Genomic DNA, 18924 nt, shown 5'->3' with positions numbered 1-18924 from the left:
TCTCTTATTTTTATTGATCGACAGGTTGAAGTACTTCAGTCGCAGCGGTTTCGCTGCGTGGGACGGGACGCCCCGCGCTCAACAGCACGTGCGTGACCATGCCGAAAATCAATCCCCAGAAAGCGGCGGACAGACCAAACAGCGACATGCCCGAGGCGGTGGTGAGAAAGGTCACCAACGCGGCTTCGCGATCGCTCGGTACCGCCATTGCGCCGGCCAACGCCCCGGCTATCGCCGCGAACAGCGCCAGCCCGGCCAGGGCCGCGATCAGTTCCTTGGGGAACGCCGAAAACAACGAAACCAGCGTGGCACCGAAGATCCCCAGCACCAGGTAACACAGCCCGCCCACGACCCCGGCCACATAGCGTTTACGCGGATTTTCATGGGCCTCGCGACCGGTACAAATGGCCGCGGTAATCGCCGCCAGATTCAACCCGTGACAACCAAACGGCGCTAACAGCGCAGTGCCCAACGCGCTACTGGCGATGATCGGGCCCGCCGGCGTTGTGTAGCCGCTGGCACGCAGCACCGCCATGCCGGGAACAAACTGGCCGGTCAGCGCCACCATCACCAGCGGCAACGCGACATTCAGGGTCGCGCTCAGGCTGAACACGGGGGTGGTCCATACCGGCGTGGTCAAACCGATCACCAGCGCTTCGCGGTGCAAATCACCTGCGAGATACGCGATGGAACAGCCCACCAGCAGCACCATCAACACCGCATAGCGCGGCATCACCCGCTTGCAGATCAGGTACGTGGCAAACATCGCCAGCACCAGCAGCGGCTTGCCTTGTAGCGAGACGAACAACCCCGTACCGAAGCTGAACAGAATCCCCGCCAGCATCGCCGCCGCAATCGCCGCGGGCAGTTTGCCGATGATCCGGTCAAAAGCCCCCGACACCCCGACCAGAAAGACAATCAGGCTGCTGACCAGATAAGCACCCACCGCCTCCGGCATGGAGATTCCCGGCAACAATGCCACCAGCAATGCCGAACCCGGTGCCGACCACGCGATGATTACCGGGACGCGGTAACGCAGGCTCAAACCGATGCCGAGCACGGCGCTGCCGATGGAAATCGCCCAGATCCAGGACGACAACACTTCCCGCGAGAGATGTGCCGTTTCAGCTGCCTGAAAGATGATCACCAACGGGCCTGCGTAGGAAATCACCGTGGCGATAAATCCGGCGACGGCGGCTGACAGGGAAAAGTCCCGCAATAGAGCTTTCATGACTCAAGCGCCGGTCGATGACAGCACTTGGCTGACACCAGAAGCGCTGCGCTGACTGCTAATGGCGAACACAGTCATGGCGACGGCGGCCACCGCACCGGGCAAGGCAAACGCCATGAAGTTCAGTTGCAGCGGCAGGCTGATCCCCAGTAAGGCACCGCCCAACAGTGGACCGACGATGGCACCGTTGCGGCCGATACCCGACGCCCAACCCAAACCGGTGGAGCGAATGGTCATGGAGTAGAACTGTGCGGCGCAGGCGTACAACAGAATCTGCGAGCCGATAGTGGTGGCGCCGGCAAGGGCGATCAGCAGGTACAACACCGGCATCGGACTGTTGAAGCCCAGCAAACTGATCGATACCGCAGCTACAACGAAGAACACCGCCAACACGCGCGGCAGATTGAGCTTGTCACCCAGCACCCCGCCGCCGACCGCGCCGAATATGGCCCCGAAGTTGAGCACCAGCAGGAACGACAGACTCGAGCCCAGGCTGTAACCGGCGTTGGCCATCAGTTTCGGCAGCCAGGAACTCAAGGCGTAAACCATCAGCAAGCAGCAGAAGAACGCCAGCCACAGCATCAGCGTGCGCAACGCACGGCCCTCACGGAACAGTTGCAACACCGGGGTGCCAGTGCCCTTCACTTCGCTCATGTGCAACTGATCGCTGGCGAGTGCAACGTAAGCCGGGTCAACCCGCTCCAGAACGTTGCGCGCCTCGTCATTGCGCCCCTGACGCAGCATGAAACCCACCGATTCGGGCAGGAAGTACATGATCAGCGGCAATAACAGCAACGGCAGCACCGCCACGTAAAACACTGACTGCCAGCCGAAACTCGGGATCAGCACGATGCCGAGCCCCGCCGAGAGCATGCCGCCCACCGAGTAGCCGCTGAACATGATCGCCACCAGCGTGCTGCGAATTTTCTTCGGCGCGTACTCGTTCATCAGCGCCACAACGTTGGGCATCACCCCGCCGATGCCCAGCCCGGCAATGAACCGGCAGAGGCCAAACTCGGTGGGGTTACGGGCAAAACCATTGAGCACGGTAAAACCGCTGAAGAGCACCACGCAGATCGTGATGGCTTTCTTGCGGCCGATCTTGTCCGACAGCGGACCGAAAAACAGCGCGCCGAACATCATCCCGAACAAGGCATAGCTGCCCAATGCGCCGGCTTGCAGGGGACTGAGCCCCCACTCTTTCATCAGCATCGGCAACACCACGCCGTAGATCACCAAATCGTATCCGTCGAAGATGATGATCAGGGCGCACCAGAACAGCACCATCCAGTGAAAGCGGTTGAATCGAGCGTTGTCGATAACCTCATGTACGTCGATCTTGCGCATGGCATCTATCTCTTGTTGTTGTTTTTTTAAGAGTCGGTAACGCGGCTAACGTCCGTACAGCCGAGGGTAGAGACGCCGGGCACGGGGCAATAGCCGCTTTGCGCAGATCGCTATCCGTTTAGTGCAATGTTTCAAGGAGCCTGCAGTAACCCTGTAGAGGGTTGAACCATGGACTAGACTCACGCGGTTGGTATGGAGTTAAACGTCAAGAGCAGAGGGCCGTCTACGACGCCAGTTTTGCTCGAAGCAATACGACTGGCATAGGTGAGGCTTGGGTCATGGCAAAGGACAAGAAGAAAACCCCTGTTAAAAGTAACGCCGCTGAACCTTTGAAACTGAAGAACAAAGACTACCTTGAGCAGTTACGCCGACTTCATGTCGAAATGGTCAAGTTGCAGGAGTGGGTAAAAGCCAAGGGCATCAAGATCTGTATCGTCTTCGAGGGACGCGACGGCGCCGGCAAGGGTGGGACGATCAAGGCGCTCACCGAGAGGGTGAGCCCGCGCGTCTTTCGGGTGGTGGCGCTACCTGCACCGACCGATCGCGAGAAGAGCCAGATGTACATGCAGCGCTACATGGCGCACATGCCAGCGGCTGGCGAAGTGGTGATCTTCGATCGCAGTTGGTACAACCGCGCAGGGGTCGAGCGTGTGATGGGATTTTGTACCGATGAGCAGGTCACCCGTTTCCTGAGCCTGACCCCCCTCATGGAACGCATGATGGTCGACTCGGGCGTAATCCTGTTCAAGTACTGGCTGGAAGTCAGCGAAGAGGAGCAGACCCGCCGGCTCGAGGCGCGGATCAAGGATGGCCGCAAAACCTGGAAACTGACGCCAATGGATCTCAAGTCATACAGCCGCTGGTATGACTACTCACGCGCACGTGACGACATGTTCAAGGCGACCGACACCGAACATGCTCCGTGGCTTGTGGCCAACTCAAACGACAAGAAGCGGGCCCGCCTCAACATCATCTCTGATTTGCTCAGCCGCATTCCGTACAAGAATGTACCGCGCGAGAAGGTGATTTTGCCCAAACGGCAGAAATCAGGCGGCTATCGTGAACCGAATTATCCGCTGCGGCGAATTCCGGAAAAATTCTGACCGGCACGTTCAAGCGGATCTGCGCTGTACACCAAAGGGCCACAGTCCTATGAGCCATTCGGATGCTTCGCCTCCCGTCCCGGAACCCGGCCGGATTGCCCATCGAGATACCGGCGGCGACAAGGCCGGTTGGGATCGCTGGCTACCGGGACTGCGCACGCTACGCGGATACAAAATAGCCTGGTTGAGGCACGACCTTGTGGCCGGTTTGGTACTGACCACGATGCTGGTGCCTGTCGGCATCGCCTACGCGGTGGCATCGGGCGTACCCGGCATCTATGGCCTTTACGCGACCATCGTTCCGCTGCTCGCGTATGCGCTGTTCGGGCCCAGCCGGATTCTAGTGTTGGGGCCGGATTCATCGCTGGCTGCCGTCATCCTCGCCGTCGTCCTGCCACTGTCCGGCGGTGATCCGCATCGTGCAATCGCCCTTGCGGGCATGATGGCGATCGTGTCGGGGGCGGTGTGCATCCTCGCCGGCATCGCGCGCCTGGGTTTTGTCACGGAGCTTCTTTCCAAACCGATCCGCTACGGGTACATGAACGGGATCGCGCTGACGGTTTTGATCAGCCAACTGCCCAAGTTTTTTGGTTTTTCGATTGAATCCGACGGCCCGCTGAGAAACCTGTGGGCGATCGCTACAGCGATAATGGAGGGAAAAACCAACTGGACCGCGTTCATGGTCGGCGCAGGCACCTTGGCCGTGATTCTGCTGCTCAAGGGCAACAAGCGCATACCGGGCATTCTGATCGCCGTGGCAGGAGCGACCGTCGCCGTGGGTGTGCTGGACCTTGCCACGCGTGCAGGAATATCGGTCCTCGGTTCTCTTCCACAAGGCTTGCCTGCGTTCGCCATCCCCTGGATCACTCGCGCTGATATTGTCCCCGTCCTGATCGGCGGTTGCGCCGTTGCCCTGGTTTCGTTCGCCGATACCAGCGTGCTCTCGCGTGTCTATGCGGCGCGAACCCGTACCTATGTGGACCCGAACCAGGAAATGGTGGGGCTCGGCGTTGCCAACCTGGCCGCCGGTTTTTTTCAGGGTTTTCCAATCAGCAGCAGTTCGTCACGGACGCCCGTGGCCGAGGCTGCAGGCGCCAAAACCCAGCTGACCGGAGTCATCGGCGCGCTGGCTGTTGCCTTACTGCTGGTGGTGGCACCGGATCTGTTGAAGGATTTACCCACCAGCGCACTGGCTGCTGTGGTGATCGCCTCCGCCATCGGCCTGATCGAGGTCACCGACCTGCGACGCATTTATCGAATCCAGCGTTGGGAGTTCTGGCTGTCAATCGTCTGCACCGTCGGCGTGGCCGTGCTGGGTGCGATTGAGGGCATCGGCCTGGCCATCGTGATCGCCGTCATCGAATTTCTGTGGGATGGCTGGCGCCCTTACTCTGCCGTTCTGGGACGCGCGGAAGGCGTCAAGGGTTATCACGACATCAAACGCTATCCCGACGCGCGCCTTGTACCCGGCCTCGTACTGTTTCGCTGGGATGCGCCGTTGTTTTTCGCCAACGCCGAGTTGTTCCATGACCGAGTGCTCGACGCCGTCGCGGCATCGCCTACGCCAGTGCGCTGGTTGGTCGTTGCGGCGGAACCCGTCACCAGCGTGGACGTGACCTCCGCCGACATGTTGGCGGAACTGGACGAAACCTTGCACGCGGCGGGTATCAAGTTGTGCGTGGCCGAGATGAAGGACCCGGTCAAGGACAAGCTGAAGCGATTCGGGCTTTTCGCGCGGCTTGGTGAAACGGCGTTCTTTCCAACAATAGGTACTGCAGTCGACAGCTATCTGATGATTCATCCGGTGGATTGGCAGGACCAGGATCACTGAGTGGCAGCGGAGACACCCGCAGCCAGCACGTAGATTGCCAGCGCGTCTATGCTGGACTTACCGATCGCATGTCTTTGCCACTCTCTACAGGAGGTAATCAATGGTTCCCACGCCCATGCTCGAAAAGATTTTTTCCCGGGATCTGCTCGATGTGCTGATTCGTGCCGGAGTGATTGCCGTTCTGGTGATGTTCTGCTTTCAGATATTCAGCCCGTTCCTCGACCTGATGCTGTGGTCGGTGATCCTGGCAATCACCCTCTACCCCTTGCAAGTCAGGTTCAAAGGCAAGCTGGGGAACAAAGACGGGCTCACCGCGACGCTGATCGTATTAATCGCCATCAGTATTCTTATGGTGCCTGTTTATTTGTTGGGAGCCTCGCTTGCGGAATCCGTGGAGAAGGTCATGACCATGGTCAAAACCGACAGTTTCCATATTCCGCCACCGTCCGATACGGTAGCCAGCTGGCCGCTCGTGGGAAAACCTCTTTATAACTTGTGGGCGCAAGCCACCACTGACCTGCCCGATCTGGCACAGAAGTTCATACCGCAGATCAAAGGTGTCAGCCTCTCCCTGCTGAGCAAGCTTGCGGGTGTCAGCATGGGGCTCCTTTTATTCATCGTCGCACTGATTATTGCCGGTATTTTTTTAGCGTATGGAGAAGGCGGCCACCGCAGCGCGGTGCGAATCGTTTCGCGCTTCAGCGGTCCGATCAACGGGCCAAAAATCGCCGATCTGTGCACCGCCACCATCCGGGCAGTGGCGTTGGGGGTGGTCGGTATCGCGTTCATCCAGATGCTGTTGGTGGGTATCGGTTTTGTGTTCATGGGCGTCCCCGGCGCCGGTCTTCTCGCCTTGGCGGTGCTGCTTCTTGGCATCATGCAGTTACCGGCGAGCCTGATTACCCTTCCGGTGATCGTCTTTGTTTTCATGAGCGAAGGTGCCAGTACGGCGACCATCATATTTGCCATCTATGTCTTCATCGCGGGATTGGTCGATAACGTCCTCAAACCACTGTTGCTAGGTCGTGGTGTCGATGTACCGATGCCTGTGGTGCTGATCGGTGCCTTGGGCGGCATGGTCACGGGCGGTATCCTCGGCCTGTTTATTGGCCCTGTGATACTCGCGGTCGGCTATCAGCTGTTCTGGGAATGGGTGGATCAAGCGCAAGAACCCGGACCAGACAACCAGGGACAGACCTGATACGGCGGCAGAGGAAATTCCCATGCTGTTGAATCTATTGGCCGGCCTTCCCGTGATGTTGTTCTGCCTGCTAATGCAAGCCGTTTTCATAACTATATGCCTGCGTTATTACGTTCATTTCAGGCATGCCCAATCCGCTCATGAATCGCAATGGCTGAATATCCTGTTGTTGTCGATGGTCATGCTGCTGATGTCGCTCAGTAATTTCGTGCAGATCGCCATCTGGGCCACGCTGTTCATGCTGCTCGACGAATTCGACGAGTTCCTCACCGCGCTGTATCACTCGGCGGTCAATTTCGCCACGCTGGGCTACGGCGACATCGTCATGTCCTCACGCTGGCGTCTGCTTGGGCCATTGGAGGCAGCCAACGGCATCCTGATGTTTGGTGTCTCCACCTCGGTGATGACCGCTGCGGTGATGGATGTCATAAAGCACAGCATGGACAGGCTAAAGCAGCGTGAACACCCATAGGCATGCCAGAAAAAACGGGCAAGACTCTGTCTGAAGAAATCGAGACAGACTTTTTTCTTTTGCGACAGACTTATTATTCAGATCACATTTGAACGCTAAGCTTGGGCCTATGGATGACTCAGATTATTTACGCCTGCTGACCATTGCGGCCGAGCAAGCCAACACGTTCCTCTCCAATGCCCGCAAATGGGAGCGTGAGCGTTGGGTTTGCCAGCGCCTGCTGCAAGGCTTGAACATTCCGTATCGCGCCGACGAATTTTCCCCCGCAGGGGAGCCGCCGGACGTGTTGTTCCGTGACGCGAATTTCGAGGTATTTTTCGTGCTCGACGAGGGCCGACGCCTCAACGACGAATGGCGCGACGAGCTGCAACGTCGACGCAGCGCGTTTTCCCTGAGCCAGTTGGTGCGCCGCGAGGCCAAGCCCCGGCGCATCCCGGCCAATGAATTTCTGCTGAGACTGGCGCCGACCTTGCGTAAAAAAGCCCACAACTACCAAGAGCGGGGCATGGATTTGGGGGAGTTGGACATCATCGCCTTCGCCAGCCTCAAGCGCGAAGTACTGGACCTCAACAGCCACTTTCCACCGCCCACCGAATACCTGCGTCAGGGCTGGCGTTCGTTGTCGCTGGTCGGCCCGACCTTCGCCAGAGTGCTGTTTGCCCACCCGGATGCCCCGGATTTTCTGCGTAGCAACCTGGGTCGCAGCATCGTCTTCGACGTCGGGATCAGCCTGTGATTCCGTTGCGGGAGTTGGTCGCCGAGTGTTACAAAGTGGAATCAATCGCCTGGACAATACGGTGAGCGTCGAGCCATTCCAGCCATCGGCTAAGCTCCGTTCAACGCAGGATCCCCCACGCTGTAGCTTCTACACATTCAGCAACGTCTACCTGACGAGGCCCAATATGACCAGCCGCCTGAACCCGGACGACCAGAAGCATGTCGAAGAGTACCTGCACCTGTCCCAGCACCAAGTCGAGCGCCGGCCTTTCCGGCCGTGGATGCTCCTGGTGGTGGTGTTGGCAGTGACCATTGGTTTAGGCCTGTTGAGCCGCTTTATCAGTTACCTGACGCTATGAGCTGCCGAGGGTCTGTTGACGTTTGATGACGAACCGCGTTGCGTTCCAACGAGTGCGAGGCAAGGCGCGGGATGCCGCCAATGGTTGTTCCCTTGGCAAATCCCGCAACGCAGCCTCGCGCTCGTTGGAGCGCAACCCGAAGGGACGGACGCCCACGTGGCGCAGGGCAGCGTTGCTCGGAACTCATTTGGAACAACCAAACCACGTTCCTCGCGCCTTGCCCTGCACCACGTGGGCATCCGTCGCGGTCGTCATCAAACGTCAACAGACCCTCATGCTCGCTCGGGTAATTGCACCGATTTCTTTTAGCCTTGCGAGATATCCCCATGACTCATCGTATTGTCATCGTTGGCGGCGGCGCCGGCGGTCTGGAGTTGGCTACCCGTCTGGGTAAGACTCTGGGCAAGCGCGGCACGGCCAGTGTGATGCTGGTCGACGCGAACCTGACCCACATCTGGAAACCGCTGTTGCACGAAGTGGCGGCAGGTTCCCTGAACTCTTCCGAAGACGAACTCAACTATGTTGCCCAGGCAAAATGGAACCACTTCGAGTTCCAGCTGGGGCGCATGAGCGGGCTCGATCGCGCACAGAAGAAAATCCAGCTGGCCGCCACCTACGACGAAGCCGGTCTGGAACTGGTGCCAGCGCGTGAAGTGCCTTACGACTCGCTGGTGATTGCCGTCGGCAGCACCACCAACGATTTCGGCACGCAGGGCGCGGCGCAACACTGCCTGTTCCTCGACACCCGCAAACAGGCCGAGCGCTTCCATCAGCAACTGCTCAATCACTACCTGCGCGCCCACGCCGGGCAAACTGATGCAGTGCAGCAGATCAGCGTGGCCATCGTCGGCGCCGGTGCCACCGGGGTTGAACTGGCAGCGGAACTGCACAACGCAGCCCATGAACTCGCGGCCTACGGCCTGGACCGGATCAAACCGGAAAACATGCACATCACTCTGATCGAAGCCGGGCCGCGAGTGCTGCCAGCCCTGCCGGAACGAATCGGCGGGCCTGTGCATAAAACCCTGGAGAAACTCGGGGTCAACGTGATGACCAATGCTGCAGTCAGCGAAGTGACGGCAGACAGCCTGATAACCGCCGATGGCAAAGTGATCAGCGCCAGCCTCAAAGTCTGGGCCGCCGGGATTCGTGCGCCGGGTTTCCTCAAGGACATCGATGGCCTGGAAACCAACCGCATCAATCAGCTGCAAGTGTTGCCGACCCTGCAAACCACCCGCGATGAGAACATCTTCGCCTTCGGTGACTGTGCGGCCTGCCCACAACCGGGCACCGACCGCAATGTGCCGCCGCGCGCCCAGGCTGCGCACCAGCAGGCATCGTTGCTGGCCAAATCGCTGAAACTGCGGATCGAAGGCAAAGCCCTGCCGGAATACAAATACACCGATTACGGTTCGCTGATTTCGCTGTCGCGTTTTTCGGCTGTGGGTAACTTGATGGGCAACCTGACCGGCAGCGTGATGCTCGAGGGCTGGCTGGCACGGATGTTTTACGTGTCGCTGTATCGCATGCACCAGATGGCGCTGTATGGCGCATTTCGTACGGCGATGTTGATGCTGGGTAGCAAGATTGGTCGCGGGACTGAGCCGCGGCTGAAGCTGCATTAACACACATCCATTGTGGGAGCGGGCTTGCTCGCGAAGAGGCCATAACATTCAACATTAATGTTGCCTGTTACACCGCCTTCGCGAGCAAGCCCGCTCCCACATTTGTTCTTCATCAGCCGTAAATCTGTGTCTTACTGTATCCCTTCCCCCGATTCAGCCCTTCGCTTACAAAGCCCCCCTTGCGCGACACAGTAGCGATACACCACGCCCGCTAAATGGCCACACCCGAGCAAGGCACCGCCTGCTTCGGCCATCGCCGCATTCACGTGGCGTCCTTTATCGAGCGGTTGTGTCGTGCAACCCAGGAGATTTGTAATGTCCCGTACTCTCAGCAAAAACACCGTTGGCCTGCTCGGCGCTGTCCTGGCCGGTGGCATGATGTTGTCCGGTTCCGTATTCGCTTCGCAGCCGTTGACTCAAGGCTACCTGCTGGCCTCGGCGGAACAGGTCGTGAAGACGCCGGAAGGTAAATGTGGCGAAGGCAAGTGCGGCGATGCCTCGATGGCCAAGACCGACACCGACGACGATGGCAAGGTATCCCGCGCGGAATTCCTGAAAGTGGCACCCAAGGCTGACTTCGACAAGATCGACACCAACCATGATGGCCAAATCGATGAACAAGAGGCTTTTGATAACGTGAAAACCAACTACGAAGCCAATGGCAAAAAAATGCCGAAGGGCTTGTTCGAGCACTTGAAAGACAATAGTTAAGCCTCTGAAGGCCCAAGCCCTGCCTCTCCATCGAGAAGCGGGGCTTTTTTGCATTTGCAGCAGACAAAAAAAATCCCCGTATCTTTCGATACGAGGATTTTTAATATGGTCGGGGTAAGGGGATTCGAACTCCTGACATCCTGCTCCCAAAGCAGGCGCGCTACCGGACTGCGCTATACCCCGGTAAAAAAAAGGCACCTTTTAAAGGCGCCTTCTTCGATCAGCGCTTTTGGCCTCTGATCTTAAGATTCGATTCCAGCGCTAACTGGTTTCAAAAATGGTGGGTCGTGTGGGATTCGAACCTACGACCAATTGGTTAAAAGCCAACTGCTCTACCAACTGAGCTAACGACCCAAAAATGGTCGGGGTAAGGGGATTCGAACTCCTGACATCCTGCTCCCAAAGCAGGCGCGCTACCGGACTGCGCTATACCCCGGTTTGAAATTGGCTCCGTGACCAGGACTCGAACCTGGGACCCAATGATTAACAGTCATTTGCTCTACCGACTGAGCTATCACGGAACTACATATTTCAATTTACAACAGTGAAGCTTTACTGCGTTCTCTTCGACCCGTTCGCATCGCTGCGTTCGTGTGTCTGAGGCGCGCTATTCTACAATCTTAAGCACCTCTGTCAACCCCCTAAATTGCTTTCAAGTTAATGATTTGCAACTTATTTCAGATTCCTGCTTGGGGAGCAAAAACCCTTCAGGGCGACTTACTGCGGGGCGCACTTTACAAGCCTTTTCCTTTGAGTTCAACAGCCTGGCGAAAAAAAGGCCTCGCGATGCGAGGCCTTCTTTTATTGCACTGCCGCCGAGCGTCAGACGAAAACGATTTCGTCGTTTTCCACGACACCTTTGGCGGTATCGCCGGGCATGAAGCGACCCGACAGAATCAGCTGCGCCAGCGGGTTCTCGATCCAGCGCTGGATTGCTCGTTTGAGCGGCCGTGCGCCATAGACCGGGTCGTAACCGACAGCGATCAGCTTATCCATCGCTTCCGGACTCAGCTCAAGCTTCAGCTCGCGCTCCGTCAGGCGGCTACGCAGGCGTCCCAACTGGATCTCGGTAATACCGGCGATCTGATCCCGAGCCAGCGGTTCGAAAATCACCACTTCGTCGACCCGGTTGATGAACTCCGGCCGGAAGTGCGTGGAAATCGCATCCATCACCGCCGCGCGCTGCGCTTCACGATCCCCTACCAGTTCCTGAATCTGCACCGATCCAAGGTTGGAGGTCATGACGATCACGGTATTTTTGAAATCCACCGTGCGGCCATGGCTGTCGGTCAAACGGCCATCTTCAAGCACTTGCAGCAAAATGTTGAATACATCCGGGTGGGCCTTCTCGACCTCGTCCAGAAGGATCACCGAATAAGGCTTGCGACGCACCGCCTCGGTCAGGTAACCGCCCTCTTCATAACCCACGTAGCCCGGTGGCGCGCCGATCAGTCGAGCCACGGAATGTTTCTCCATGAACTCGGACATGTCGATCCGCACCATCGCCTCTTCGGTATCGAACAGGAATTCGGCCAGCGCCTTGCACAGCTCGGTTTTACCGACACCGGTCGGGCCGAGAAACATGAACGAACCGCTCGGGCGATTCGGGTCGGACAACCCGGCGCGGGAACGCCGCACGGCGTTGGAAACGGCGATCACCGCTTCGTCCTGACCGATCACACGCTGGTGCAACAGGCTTTCCATCTTCATCAGTTTTTCGCGCTCGCCCTCGAGCATTTTCGACACAGGAATGCCGGTCCACTTCGACACGACTTCGGCGATCTCTTCTTCAGTCACCTTGCTGCGCAGCAACTGGTTTTCGCTTTTACCGTGCTGATCGACCATTTGCAGGCTGCGCTCTAGGTCCGGGATCACCCCGTATTGCAACTCGGCCATGCGGTTCAAGTCGCCCTTACGGCGCGCGGCTTCCAGTTCCTGACGGGACTGTTCGATCTTCTGCTGGATCTGTGCCGAACCCTGGACTTCGGCTTTTTCCGAGTTCCAGATTTCTTCGAGATCCGAGTATTCACGCTCGTGACGAACGATTTCTTCCTGCAGTTTTTCCAGACGTTTCTTCGCCGCGTCGTCGCTTTCTTTCTTCAGCGCCTGGGATTCCACCTTCAACTGAATCAAGCGACGTTCCAGACGGTCCAGCACTTCCGGCTTGGAGTCGATCTCCATACGGATGCGGCTGGCGGCTTCGTCGATCAGGTCAATGGCTTTGTCCGGCAGCTGACGGTCGGTGATGTAGCGATGACTGAGCTTGGCCGCGGCGATGATCGCGCCGTCGGTGATCGCCACCTTATGGTGAACCTCGTAACGCTCTTTCAAGCCACGCAGGATGGCGATGGTGTCTTCTTCGCTCGGCTCATCCACCAATACTTTCTGGAAGCGCCGCTCGAGAGCCGCGTCCTTCTCTATATATTGGCGATACTCGTTGAGCGTGGTCGCGCCCACGCAATGCAGTTCACCACGGGCCAACGCAGGCTTGAGCATGTTGCCGGCATCCATCGAGCCTTCGCCCTTGCCAGCGCCAACCATGGTGTGCAGTTCGTCGATGAACAGAATGATCTGCCCTTCCTGCTTCGACAGTTCATTGAGCAGGGATTTGAGGCGCTCTTCAAACTCGCCGCGGTATTTGGCACCGGCAATCAGCGCCCCCATGTCCAGGGACAATAGACGCTTGCCTCTCAGACCATCCGGCACTTCGCCGTTGATGATGCGCTGGGCCAGGCCTTCGGCGATGGCGGTTTTACCCACGCCAGGCTCACCGATCAGCACCGGGTTGTTCTTGGTGCGGCGTTGCAGGACCTGAATGGTGCGACGAATTTCGTCGTCACGGCCAATTACCGGATCGAGCTTGCCTTCTTCAGCACGCTTGGTCAGGTCGATGGTGTATTTGTCGAGCGCCTGACGCGATTCTTCGTGGTTGGCATCATTGACTGCCTCACCACCGCGCAGGTTATTGATCGCGTTTTCCAGGGCTTTCTTGCTCACGCCCTGGCCCAGCAACAATTTGCCGAGCTTGCTGTTCTCGTCCATGGCGGCGAGCAACACCAGTTCGCTGGAGATGAACTGGTCGCCCTTCTGCTGGGCCAGGCGATCGGCCTGGTTGAGCAGGCGCGCCAGATCCTGCGACATATTCACATCGCCGGTCGGGTTCTGGATTTTCGGCAGCTGATCGAGGGCTTTGGTCAGCTCTTTACGCAGGCTGTTGACGTCAAAACCCACCTGCATCAGCAGGGGTTTGATCGAACCACCCTGCTGCTCAAGCATGGCCTGCATCAAATGCGCCGGCTCAATGGCAGGATGATCGAGGCCGACGGCCAGGGATTGGGCGTCGGACAAGGCTAACTGCAACTTGCTGGTTAAACGGTCTATACGCATGGGTCACCTTCCTTTTGAGCAGGCCGGACCTATAAACATCCTGAATGAAGAAACCTGCCAGATACCGCTATAGATGCGGTCGATTCTGGGAGATTCAAGCGTCGTACAGTTGATGTAGATCAGAGAAGTCTAGCGTTCAAGCCAGACTAAAGAGGCAAACCGACCGGTGCGTGGGCTACGGCGGTAAGAAAAGAAACGTGGATCGGTCACGGTGCAGAAACCGCCACCATAAACAGCGGTAACGCCGCGAGCGGCCAGACGCAAACGCGCCAGCTCATAGATGTCGGCCATGAACTTGCCGGCATTCTGGTTCGGCACAAAGGCTTTGGCGGCTTCAGGCAATTGCTGGACGAAGGTTTCGCGCACTTCAGGGCCGACTTCAAAAGCTTGTGGGCCAATGGCCGGGCCAAGCCAGACCAGCACGTCTTCAGGCGGCACGGCCAGACTGTCGAGGGTCGCTTCCAGCACACCCGCCGCCAACCCGCGCCAACCGGCATGGGCGGCAGCGACGCGGGTGCCGGCACGGTCGCAAAACAGTGCCGGAAGGCAGTCGGCGGTCATCGCGGTGCAGGCGATACCGGGTGTTGCCGTCCAGCTGGCGTCGGCAGTAACTACCAGGCTTGGGTCCGCTTGGGCCACGACAATGCCGTGAACCTGCTTTAACCAGGCCGGTTGAATAGAGAAATGATCGGTGAGACGACGGCGGTTTTCGGCGACAGCTTCGGGGCTGTCGTCGACATGATCGCCCAGGTTGAGGCTGTCGAACGGCGCCAGACTGACGCCGCCCGCACGGGTGGTGACGCAGGCTTTCACCCCGGCAGGCGCAGGCCAGTCGGGAATCAGCCAGTCACTCATCCGATGAACGCCTCACGATCTTGCTTGAGCAGCGTCAGCAACCAGACAAAGTCATCCGGCAGTGGCGATTCCCAGCTCATGCGTTTACCGGTGGTCGGATGATCCAGCTCCAGGAAGCGCGCATGCAGCGCCTGACGCGGGAAATTCTTCAAGGATTCGACCATGGTCACACTGGCGGCCGGCGGAATTCGGAAACGACCGCCATAGGCAGGGTCTCCGACCAACGGGTAGTTGATGTGCGCCATGTGCACGCGAATCTGGTGCGTACGACCGGTTTCCAGCTTCACCCGCACGTGAGTGTGGGAGCGGAAACGCTCGAGCACGCGATAATGGCTGACGGCTTGCTTGCCACCTTCCATCACGGCCATGCGCTGGCGTTGCTGGCCATGGCGACCGATTGGCGCGTTGATCTTGCCGCCGGCTGTCACCACACCGATCACGATGCACTCGTAGATCCGGCTTACGCTGCGGCTCTGCAATTGCGTGACAAGCTGTGTCTGGGCCTGAATGGTCTTGGCCACCACCATCAGACCGGTGGTGTCCTTGTCCAGGCGATGCACGATACCGGCGCGGGGCACATTGATAATGTCCGGCACGTGGTGCAGCAAGGCGTTGAGCAAGGTGCCGTCAGCGTGACCGGCAGCCGGATGCACCACCAGGCCTGCAGGCTTGTTGATCACCAGGATGTCGTCGTCTTCATAGACGATGTCCAGCTCGATGTCTTGAGCGATCCATTCGCCCTGAGCTTCCTGCTCGGCAGTCAGCTCAAGAATGGCGCCACCGTGAACGATGTCTCGCGGGCGGATAACCGCCCCATCCACAGTCAGGCGGCCGTCTTTGATCCAGGCGGAAAGGCGCGAGCGCGAGTGCTCAGCGAATAATTGTGCGGCGACTTGATCGAGGCGTTGGCCGCCCAATTCGGACGGCACCTCTGCGCGAAGTTCAATTTTATCGGACATGCTCAGACTAGGCGTCGGCACAGCCTTTGGTTTCGGCTGCGCGCTTGTGGTTAAATACGGCGTCTTTTGCCCCGAGGCTTTTCAACGGGGCACTCATCATAACAGGACGGCCCCGCCCAAGACAGCGGCCGTCATAGGGACGCAAGCCGCCATGCAAGTGAAACACCTGCTGCTGATCGCCATCCTCGCATTGACCGCTGCTTGCTCATCGAAGGAAGTCGTAGACGAAAACCTGAGCGAAGTCGAGCTGTACCAGCAGGCTCAGCACGATCTGGACAACAATAGCTACACCGCCGCCACAGCCAAGCTGAAGGCGCTGGAGTCGCGTTATCCGTTCGGTCGCTACGCCGATCAGGCTCAACTCGAGCTCATCTACGCCAACTACAAGAATGCCGAGCCTGAGGCTGCGAAGTCCGCCGCCGAGCGTTTCATTCGTCTGCACCCGCAGCACCCGAACGTGGATTACGCCTACTACCTCAAGGGCCTGACCTCTTTCGACCAGGACGTCGGCCTGCTGGCGCGCTTCCTGCCGCTGGACATGACCAAGCGTGACCCGGGCGCTGCTCGCGACTCCTACAACGAGTTCGCGCAACTGACCAGCCGCTTCCCGAACAGCCGCTACTCGCCGGACGCCAAGCAGCGCATGATCTACCTGCGTAACCTGCTGGCTTCCTACGAGATTCACGTTGCCGACTATTACCTGACCCGTCAGGCCTATGTCGCCGCCGCGAACCGTGGTCGTTATGTGGTGGAAAACTTCCAGGAAACCCCTTCGGTCGGTGACGGCCTGGCGGTGATGACTGAAGCCTACCAGCGTCTGCACCTGGACGAACTGGCCGCGACCAGCCTCGAAACCCTGAAGCTCAACTACCCGAACCACCCAAGTCTGGTGGACGGTCAGTTCGTGCCCTCAAAGGACGAAGCCGACAACCGTTCGTGGCTGAGCAAGGCCACCTTGGGCCTGATCGAATCCCGTCCGCCGCTGCCGCCGGGTGAAACCCGCGCCAACCAGGACGTGCAGAGGCAGTTCCAGGATGCCAAGGACTCGATTCCGAACGAGCTCAAGCCTAAAGATGAAAACGGCGATGTGATCGAAGAAGAGGAACACGAGTCCGAAGCCAACAACGCCGATCGCTCGTGGTTCAGCTACATGACCTTCGGCGTGTTCGACTGACGCTGGGGTGTTGTGCCAAGAAGGCGCCTTTTGAGGCGCCTTTTTTATTACTGCATTTCAGGGGTGAGCGTATTGCGCTGTGCGCCTGCTCCGTCCTTGGCTAAACTGCCAATTCATTAGTCAAAAAGCAGCTCACCATGCTTCGTTTATTGTTCTGGATCGCCCTGATTGCCGCTGCGGTATGGCTCTGGCGCAAGTTCAAGGCCCCGGCTTCGGGCGCCAACACACCGCGAGAGCAAGATGCTCCCCCCATGGTCCGCTGTGCCCATTGCGGCGTACACCTGCCCCGCGACCGCGCGCTGAAACTCGAACAACAGTGGTATTGCAGCCAGGCTCACCTTGAGCAAGGCCCGGGTTCCAGTGATCGCTGAGACGTCCAGTCCCGGCAACAAACAGGCCCAGCGACTGCTGCGCCTCTATCACCTCTACCGTTTAAGCATCGGCATCACCTTGGTGCTGTTGATCTCCAGCAACATGGACAACCAGTTGCTGACGTTCGCCAATGACGACTTGCTGCGTAACGGCAGCTGGTTGTACCTGGTGCTGAATATCCTGCTGGTGGTCTTTCAGGGAAACACCCGGCGCCCGGCGCAGTTGTTCAGCCTGGCGCTGGTCGATGTCCTGCTGCTATGCGGCCTGTTCTATGCCGCTGGCGGCATGCCCAGCGCCATCGGCAACCTGTTGATCGTGTCGGTGGTCATCAGCAATACCCTGCTGCGCGGGCGCATCGGACTGCTGATTGCGGCAGTTGGCGCCCTCGGCATCGTGGGTTTGAGCTTCCTTCTGAGCTTCAGCCACCCCACCAGCCCCAACGATTACCTGCAAATCGGCACTCTCGGCGCCCTGTGTTTTGCCGCAGCATTGCTGGTGCAAGGCTTGATCCGAAGGCTGGAAGTCAGCGAAACCCTGGCCGAGCAGCGGGCCAGCGAAGTGCTCAGCCTCGAAGCCCTCAACGCACTGATCCTGCAACGCATGCGCACGGGCATTCTGGTGCTCGACGACCAACGGCGTGTGCAACTGGCCAATCACAGCGCCTTGACCTTGCTGGGGCAGGAAAAGCTGGGTGGCCAGTTGATCGACGACTATTCGATGCCATTGGTCGAGCGGCTCCAACTGTGGTTCAACAATCCGACTTTGCGCCCGCAAAGCCTGAAAATCGCCAGCAATGGCCTAGAGCTGCAACCGAGCTTCATTGCCCTGGACCAAAGCCCGCACCACCAGACGCTGGTTTTTCTCGAAGACCTTGCCCAAATCGCCCAACAGGCCCAGCAACTGAAACTCGCCGCTCTTGGCCGCCTGACTGCCGGTATTGCTCATGAGATCCGCAATCCACTAGGCGCCATTAGTCATGCCGCGCAGTTACTGCAGGAATCCGAGGAACTGAACGGCGCGGATCGGCGTCTGACGCAGATTATTCAAGACCACTCTCAACGAATGAATCGGGTAATTGAAAACGTCCTGCAACTGTCCCGTCGCCAGCAAACCGTGCCGCAACGGCTTGATTTGAAGCCGTGGCTGGAGCATTTCGTCGCCGAAACCCGCGAAGGGGCGACCGAGCATCAGCAGATTCACCTGCGCATCGGCTCGGGAAACTTCAAAACCCTGATGGATCCGAATCAGCTGACCCAGATTCTCGACAATCTGCTGCGCAATGCCTGGCGCCATAGCGCCCTGAACCACGATCAGGCGCAGGTCTGGCTCGAACTGTTTGTCGACCCGGACAGCCATTTGCCGACCCTTGAAGTCCTGGACGATGGCCCCGGCGTGGCGCCGGACCAGCGCTCGCACTTGTTCGAACCGTTTTTCACCACCAGCAGCCAGGGTACTGGCCTGGGGCTTTATCTGTCCCGTGAGCTGTGCGAAAGCAATCAGGCCCGCCTAGACTTCAAACCACGCCAAGGCGGCGGCTGCTTTCGCATCACCTTTGCTCACGGACGGAAACAAAGTTGAAC

The 18924-nt window shown here is 58.6% G+C and carries 16 protein-coding genes and 4 tRNA genes; 11 read left to right on the top strand and 9 right to left on the bottom strand.

Annotated features, from left to right (window positions below; all coding sequences use genetic code 11):
- Nucleotides 1-10 precede the first annotated feature (10 nt).
- Both TU81_RS21790 and TU81_RS21785 read right to left on the bottom strand, forming a co-directional pair.
- The gene (locus TU81_RS21790) at nucleotides 11-1231 is read right to left on the bottom strand and encodes a benzoate/H(+) symporter BenE family transporter (RefSeq protein WP_048396491.1); all 1221 of its coding nucleotides are present in this window, start codon (nucleotides 1229-1231) and stop codon (nucleotides 11-13) included.
- A 3-nt stretch (nucleotides 1232-1234) separates the two neighbouring features.
- The gene (locus TU81_RS21785; protein WP_038981513.1) at nucleotides 1235-2578 is read right to left on the bottom strand and encodes an aromatic acid/H+ symport family MFS transporter; all 1344 of its coding nucleotides are present in this window, start codon (nucleotides 2576-2578) and stop codon (nucleotides 1235-1237) included.
- 278 nt (nucleotides 2579-2856) lie between these two features.
- Here TU81_RS21785 and ppk2 point away from each other — a divergent pair, with 278 nt between their 5' ends.
- From ppk2 to TU81_RS21745, 8 genes are all read left to right on the top strand, one after another.
- On the top strand, nucleotides 2857-3681 hold the full coding sequence (gene ppk2 / locus TU81_RS21780; protein WP_038981512.1) for a polyphosphate kinase 2: 825 nt from the start codon (nucleotides 2857-2859) through the stop codon (nucleotides 3679-3681).
- A gap of 49 nt (nucleotides 3682-3730) precedes the next feature.
- The gene (locus TU81_RS21775) at nucleotides 3731-5512 is read left to right on the top strand and encodes a SulP family inorganic anion transporter (protein WP_048396490.1); all 1782 of its coding nucleotides are present in this window, start codon (nucleotides 3731-3733) and stop codon (nucleotides 5510-5512) included.
- A gap of 100 nt (nucleotides 5513-5612) precedes the next feature.
- Nucleotides 5613-6713 carry an AI-2E family transporter gene (locus TU81_RS21770; RefSeq protein ID WP_038981510.1) on the top strand — a complete coding sequence of 367 codons (1101 nt, stop codon included), beginning with the start codon at nucleotides 5613-5615 and terminating at the stop codon, nucleotides 6711-6713.
- Nucleotides 6714-6735: 22 nt separating this feature from the next.
- A complete protein-coding gene (locus TU81_RS21765; protein ID WP_038981509.1) occupies nucleotides 6736-7185 on the top strand; it encodes a potassium channel family protein in 450 nt (149 codons plus the stop codon).
- 109 nt (nucleotides 7186-7294) lie between these two features.
- Complete coding sequence (locus TU81_RS21760; RefSeq protein WP_038981508.1) at nucleotides 7295-7921, top strand: DUF1780 domain-containing protein; 627 nt, start codon at nucleotides 7295-7297, stop codon at nucleotides 7919-7921.
- A gap of 166 nt (nucleotides 7922-8087) precedes the next feature.
- The gene (locus TU81_RS21755) at nucleotides 8088-8261 is read left to right on the top strand and encodes a DUF3094 domain-containing protein (protein ID WP_032833555.1); all 174 of its coding nucleotides are present in this window, start codon (nucleotides 8088-8090) and stop codon (nucleotides 8259-8261) included.
- 326 nt (nucleotides 8262-8587) lie between these two features.
- Nucleotides 8588-9886, top strand: a complete 1299-nt coding sequence (locus tag TU81_RS21750) for an NAD(P)/FAD-dependent oxidoreductase (protein WP_048396489.1) — start codon at nucleotides 8588-8590, stop codon at nucleotides 9884-9886.
- Between the two features lie 315 nt (nucleotides 9887-10201).
- The gene (locus TU81_RS21745) at nucleotides 10202-10597 is read left to right on the top strand and encodes an HvfA family oxazolone/thioamide-modified RiPP metallophore (RefSeq protein ID WP_038981506.1); all 396 of its coding nucleotides are present in this window, start codon (nucleotides 10202-10204) and stop codon (nucleotides 10595-10597) included.
- Between the two features lie 106 nt (nucleotides 10598-10703).
- Here TU81_RS21745 and TU81_RS21740 read toward each other — a convergent pair.
- The 7 genes from TU81_RS21740 to rluD all read right to left on the bottom strand — a co-directional run bounded on the left by TU81_RS21740 (nucleotide 10704) and on the right by rluD (nucleotide 15798).
- Nucleotides 10704-10780, bottom strand: a tRNA-Pro gene (locus tag TU81_RS21740).
- Nucleotides 10781-10875: 95 nt separating this feature from the next.
- Nucleotides 10876-10951, bottom strand: a tRNA-Lys gene (locus TU81_RS21735).
- Nucleotides 10952-10956: 5 nt separating this feature from the next.
- A tRNA-Pro gene (locus TU81_RS21730) sits at nucleotides 10957-11033 on the bottom strand.
- A gap of 9 nt (nucleotides 11034-11042) precedes the next feature.
- Nucleotides 11043-11118 (bottom strand) — tRNA-Asn (locus TU81_RS21725).
- Nucleotides 11119-11419: 301 nt separating this feature from the next.
- Entirely contained in the window at nucleotides 11420-13984 is a 2565-nt protein-coding gene (clpB, locus tag TU81_RS21720; protein WP_048396488.1) for an ATP-dependent chaperone ClpB, read from the bottom strand.
- A 129-nt stretch (nucleotides 13985-14113) separates the two neighbouring features.
- On the bottom strand, nucleotides 14114-14839 hold the full coding sequence (gene pgeF / locus TU81_RS21715) for a peptidoglycan editing factor PgeF (RefSeq protein ID WP_048396487.1): 726 nt from the start codon (nucleotides 14837-14839) through the stop codon (nucleotides 14114-14116).
- The gene (rluD, locus tag TU81_RS21710) at nucleotides 14836-15798 is read right to left on the bottom strand and encodes a 23S rRNA pseudouridine(1911/1915/1917) synthase RluD (RefSeq protein ID WP_038981503.1); all 963 of its coding nucleotides are present in this window, start codon (nucleotides 15796-15798) and stop codon (nucleotides 14836-14838) included. The genes pgeF and rluD overlap by 4 nt, the downstream gene beginning before the upstream one ends.
- A 151-nt stretch (nucleotides 15799-15949) precedes the next feature.
- Between rluD and TU81_RS21705 the strand changes: the two genes are divergently transcribed.
- The 3 genes from TU81_RS21705 to TU81_RS21695 all read left to right on the top strand — a co-directional run bounded on the left by TU81_RS21705 (nucleotide 15950) and on the right by TU81_RS21695 (nucleotide 18922).
- The gene (locus TU81_RS21705; RefSeq protein WP_038981502.1) at nucleotides 15950-16972 is read left to right on the top strand and encodes an outer membrane protein assembly factor BamD; all 1023 of its coding nucleotides are present in this window, start codon (nucleotides 15950-15952) and stop codon (nucleotides 16970-16972) included.
- 137 nt (nucleotides 16973-17109) lie between these two features.
- Nucleotides 17110-17343, top strand: coding sequence for a PP0621 family protein (locus TU81_RS21700; RefSeq protein WP_038981501.1), 234 nt, complete (start codon nucleotides 17110-17112; stop codon nucleotides 17341-17343).
- The gene (locus TU81_RS21695) at nucleotides 17333-18922 is read left to right on the top strand and encodes a sensor histidine kinase (RefSeq protein WP_038981500.1); all 1590 of its coding nucleotides are present in this window, start codon (nucleotides 17333-17335) and stop codon (nucleotides 18920-18922) included. Before TU81_RS21700 ends, TU81_RS21695 begins: the two co-directional genes overlap by 11 nt.
- Nucleotides 18923-18924 lie beyond the last annotated feature (2 nt).

Source organism: Pseudomonas lini (assembly GCF_001042905.1).
GTDB classification, from domain to species: Bacteria; Pseudomonadota; Gammaproteobacteria; order Pseudomonadales; family Pseudomonadaceae; genus Aquipseudomonas; species Aquipseudomonas lini.
This window is presented reverse-complemented; position numbering and strand designations above follow the sequence as displayed.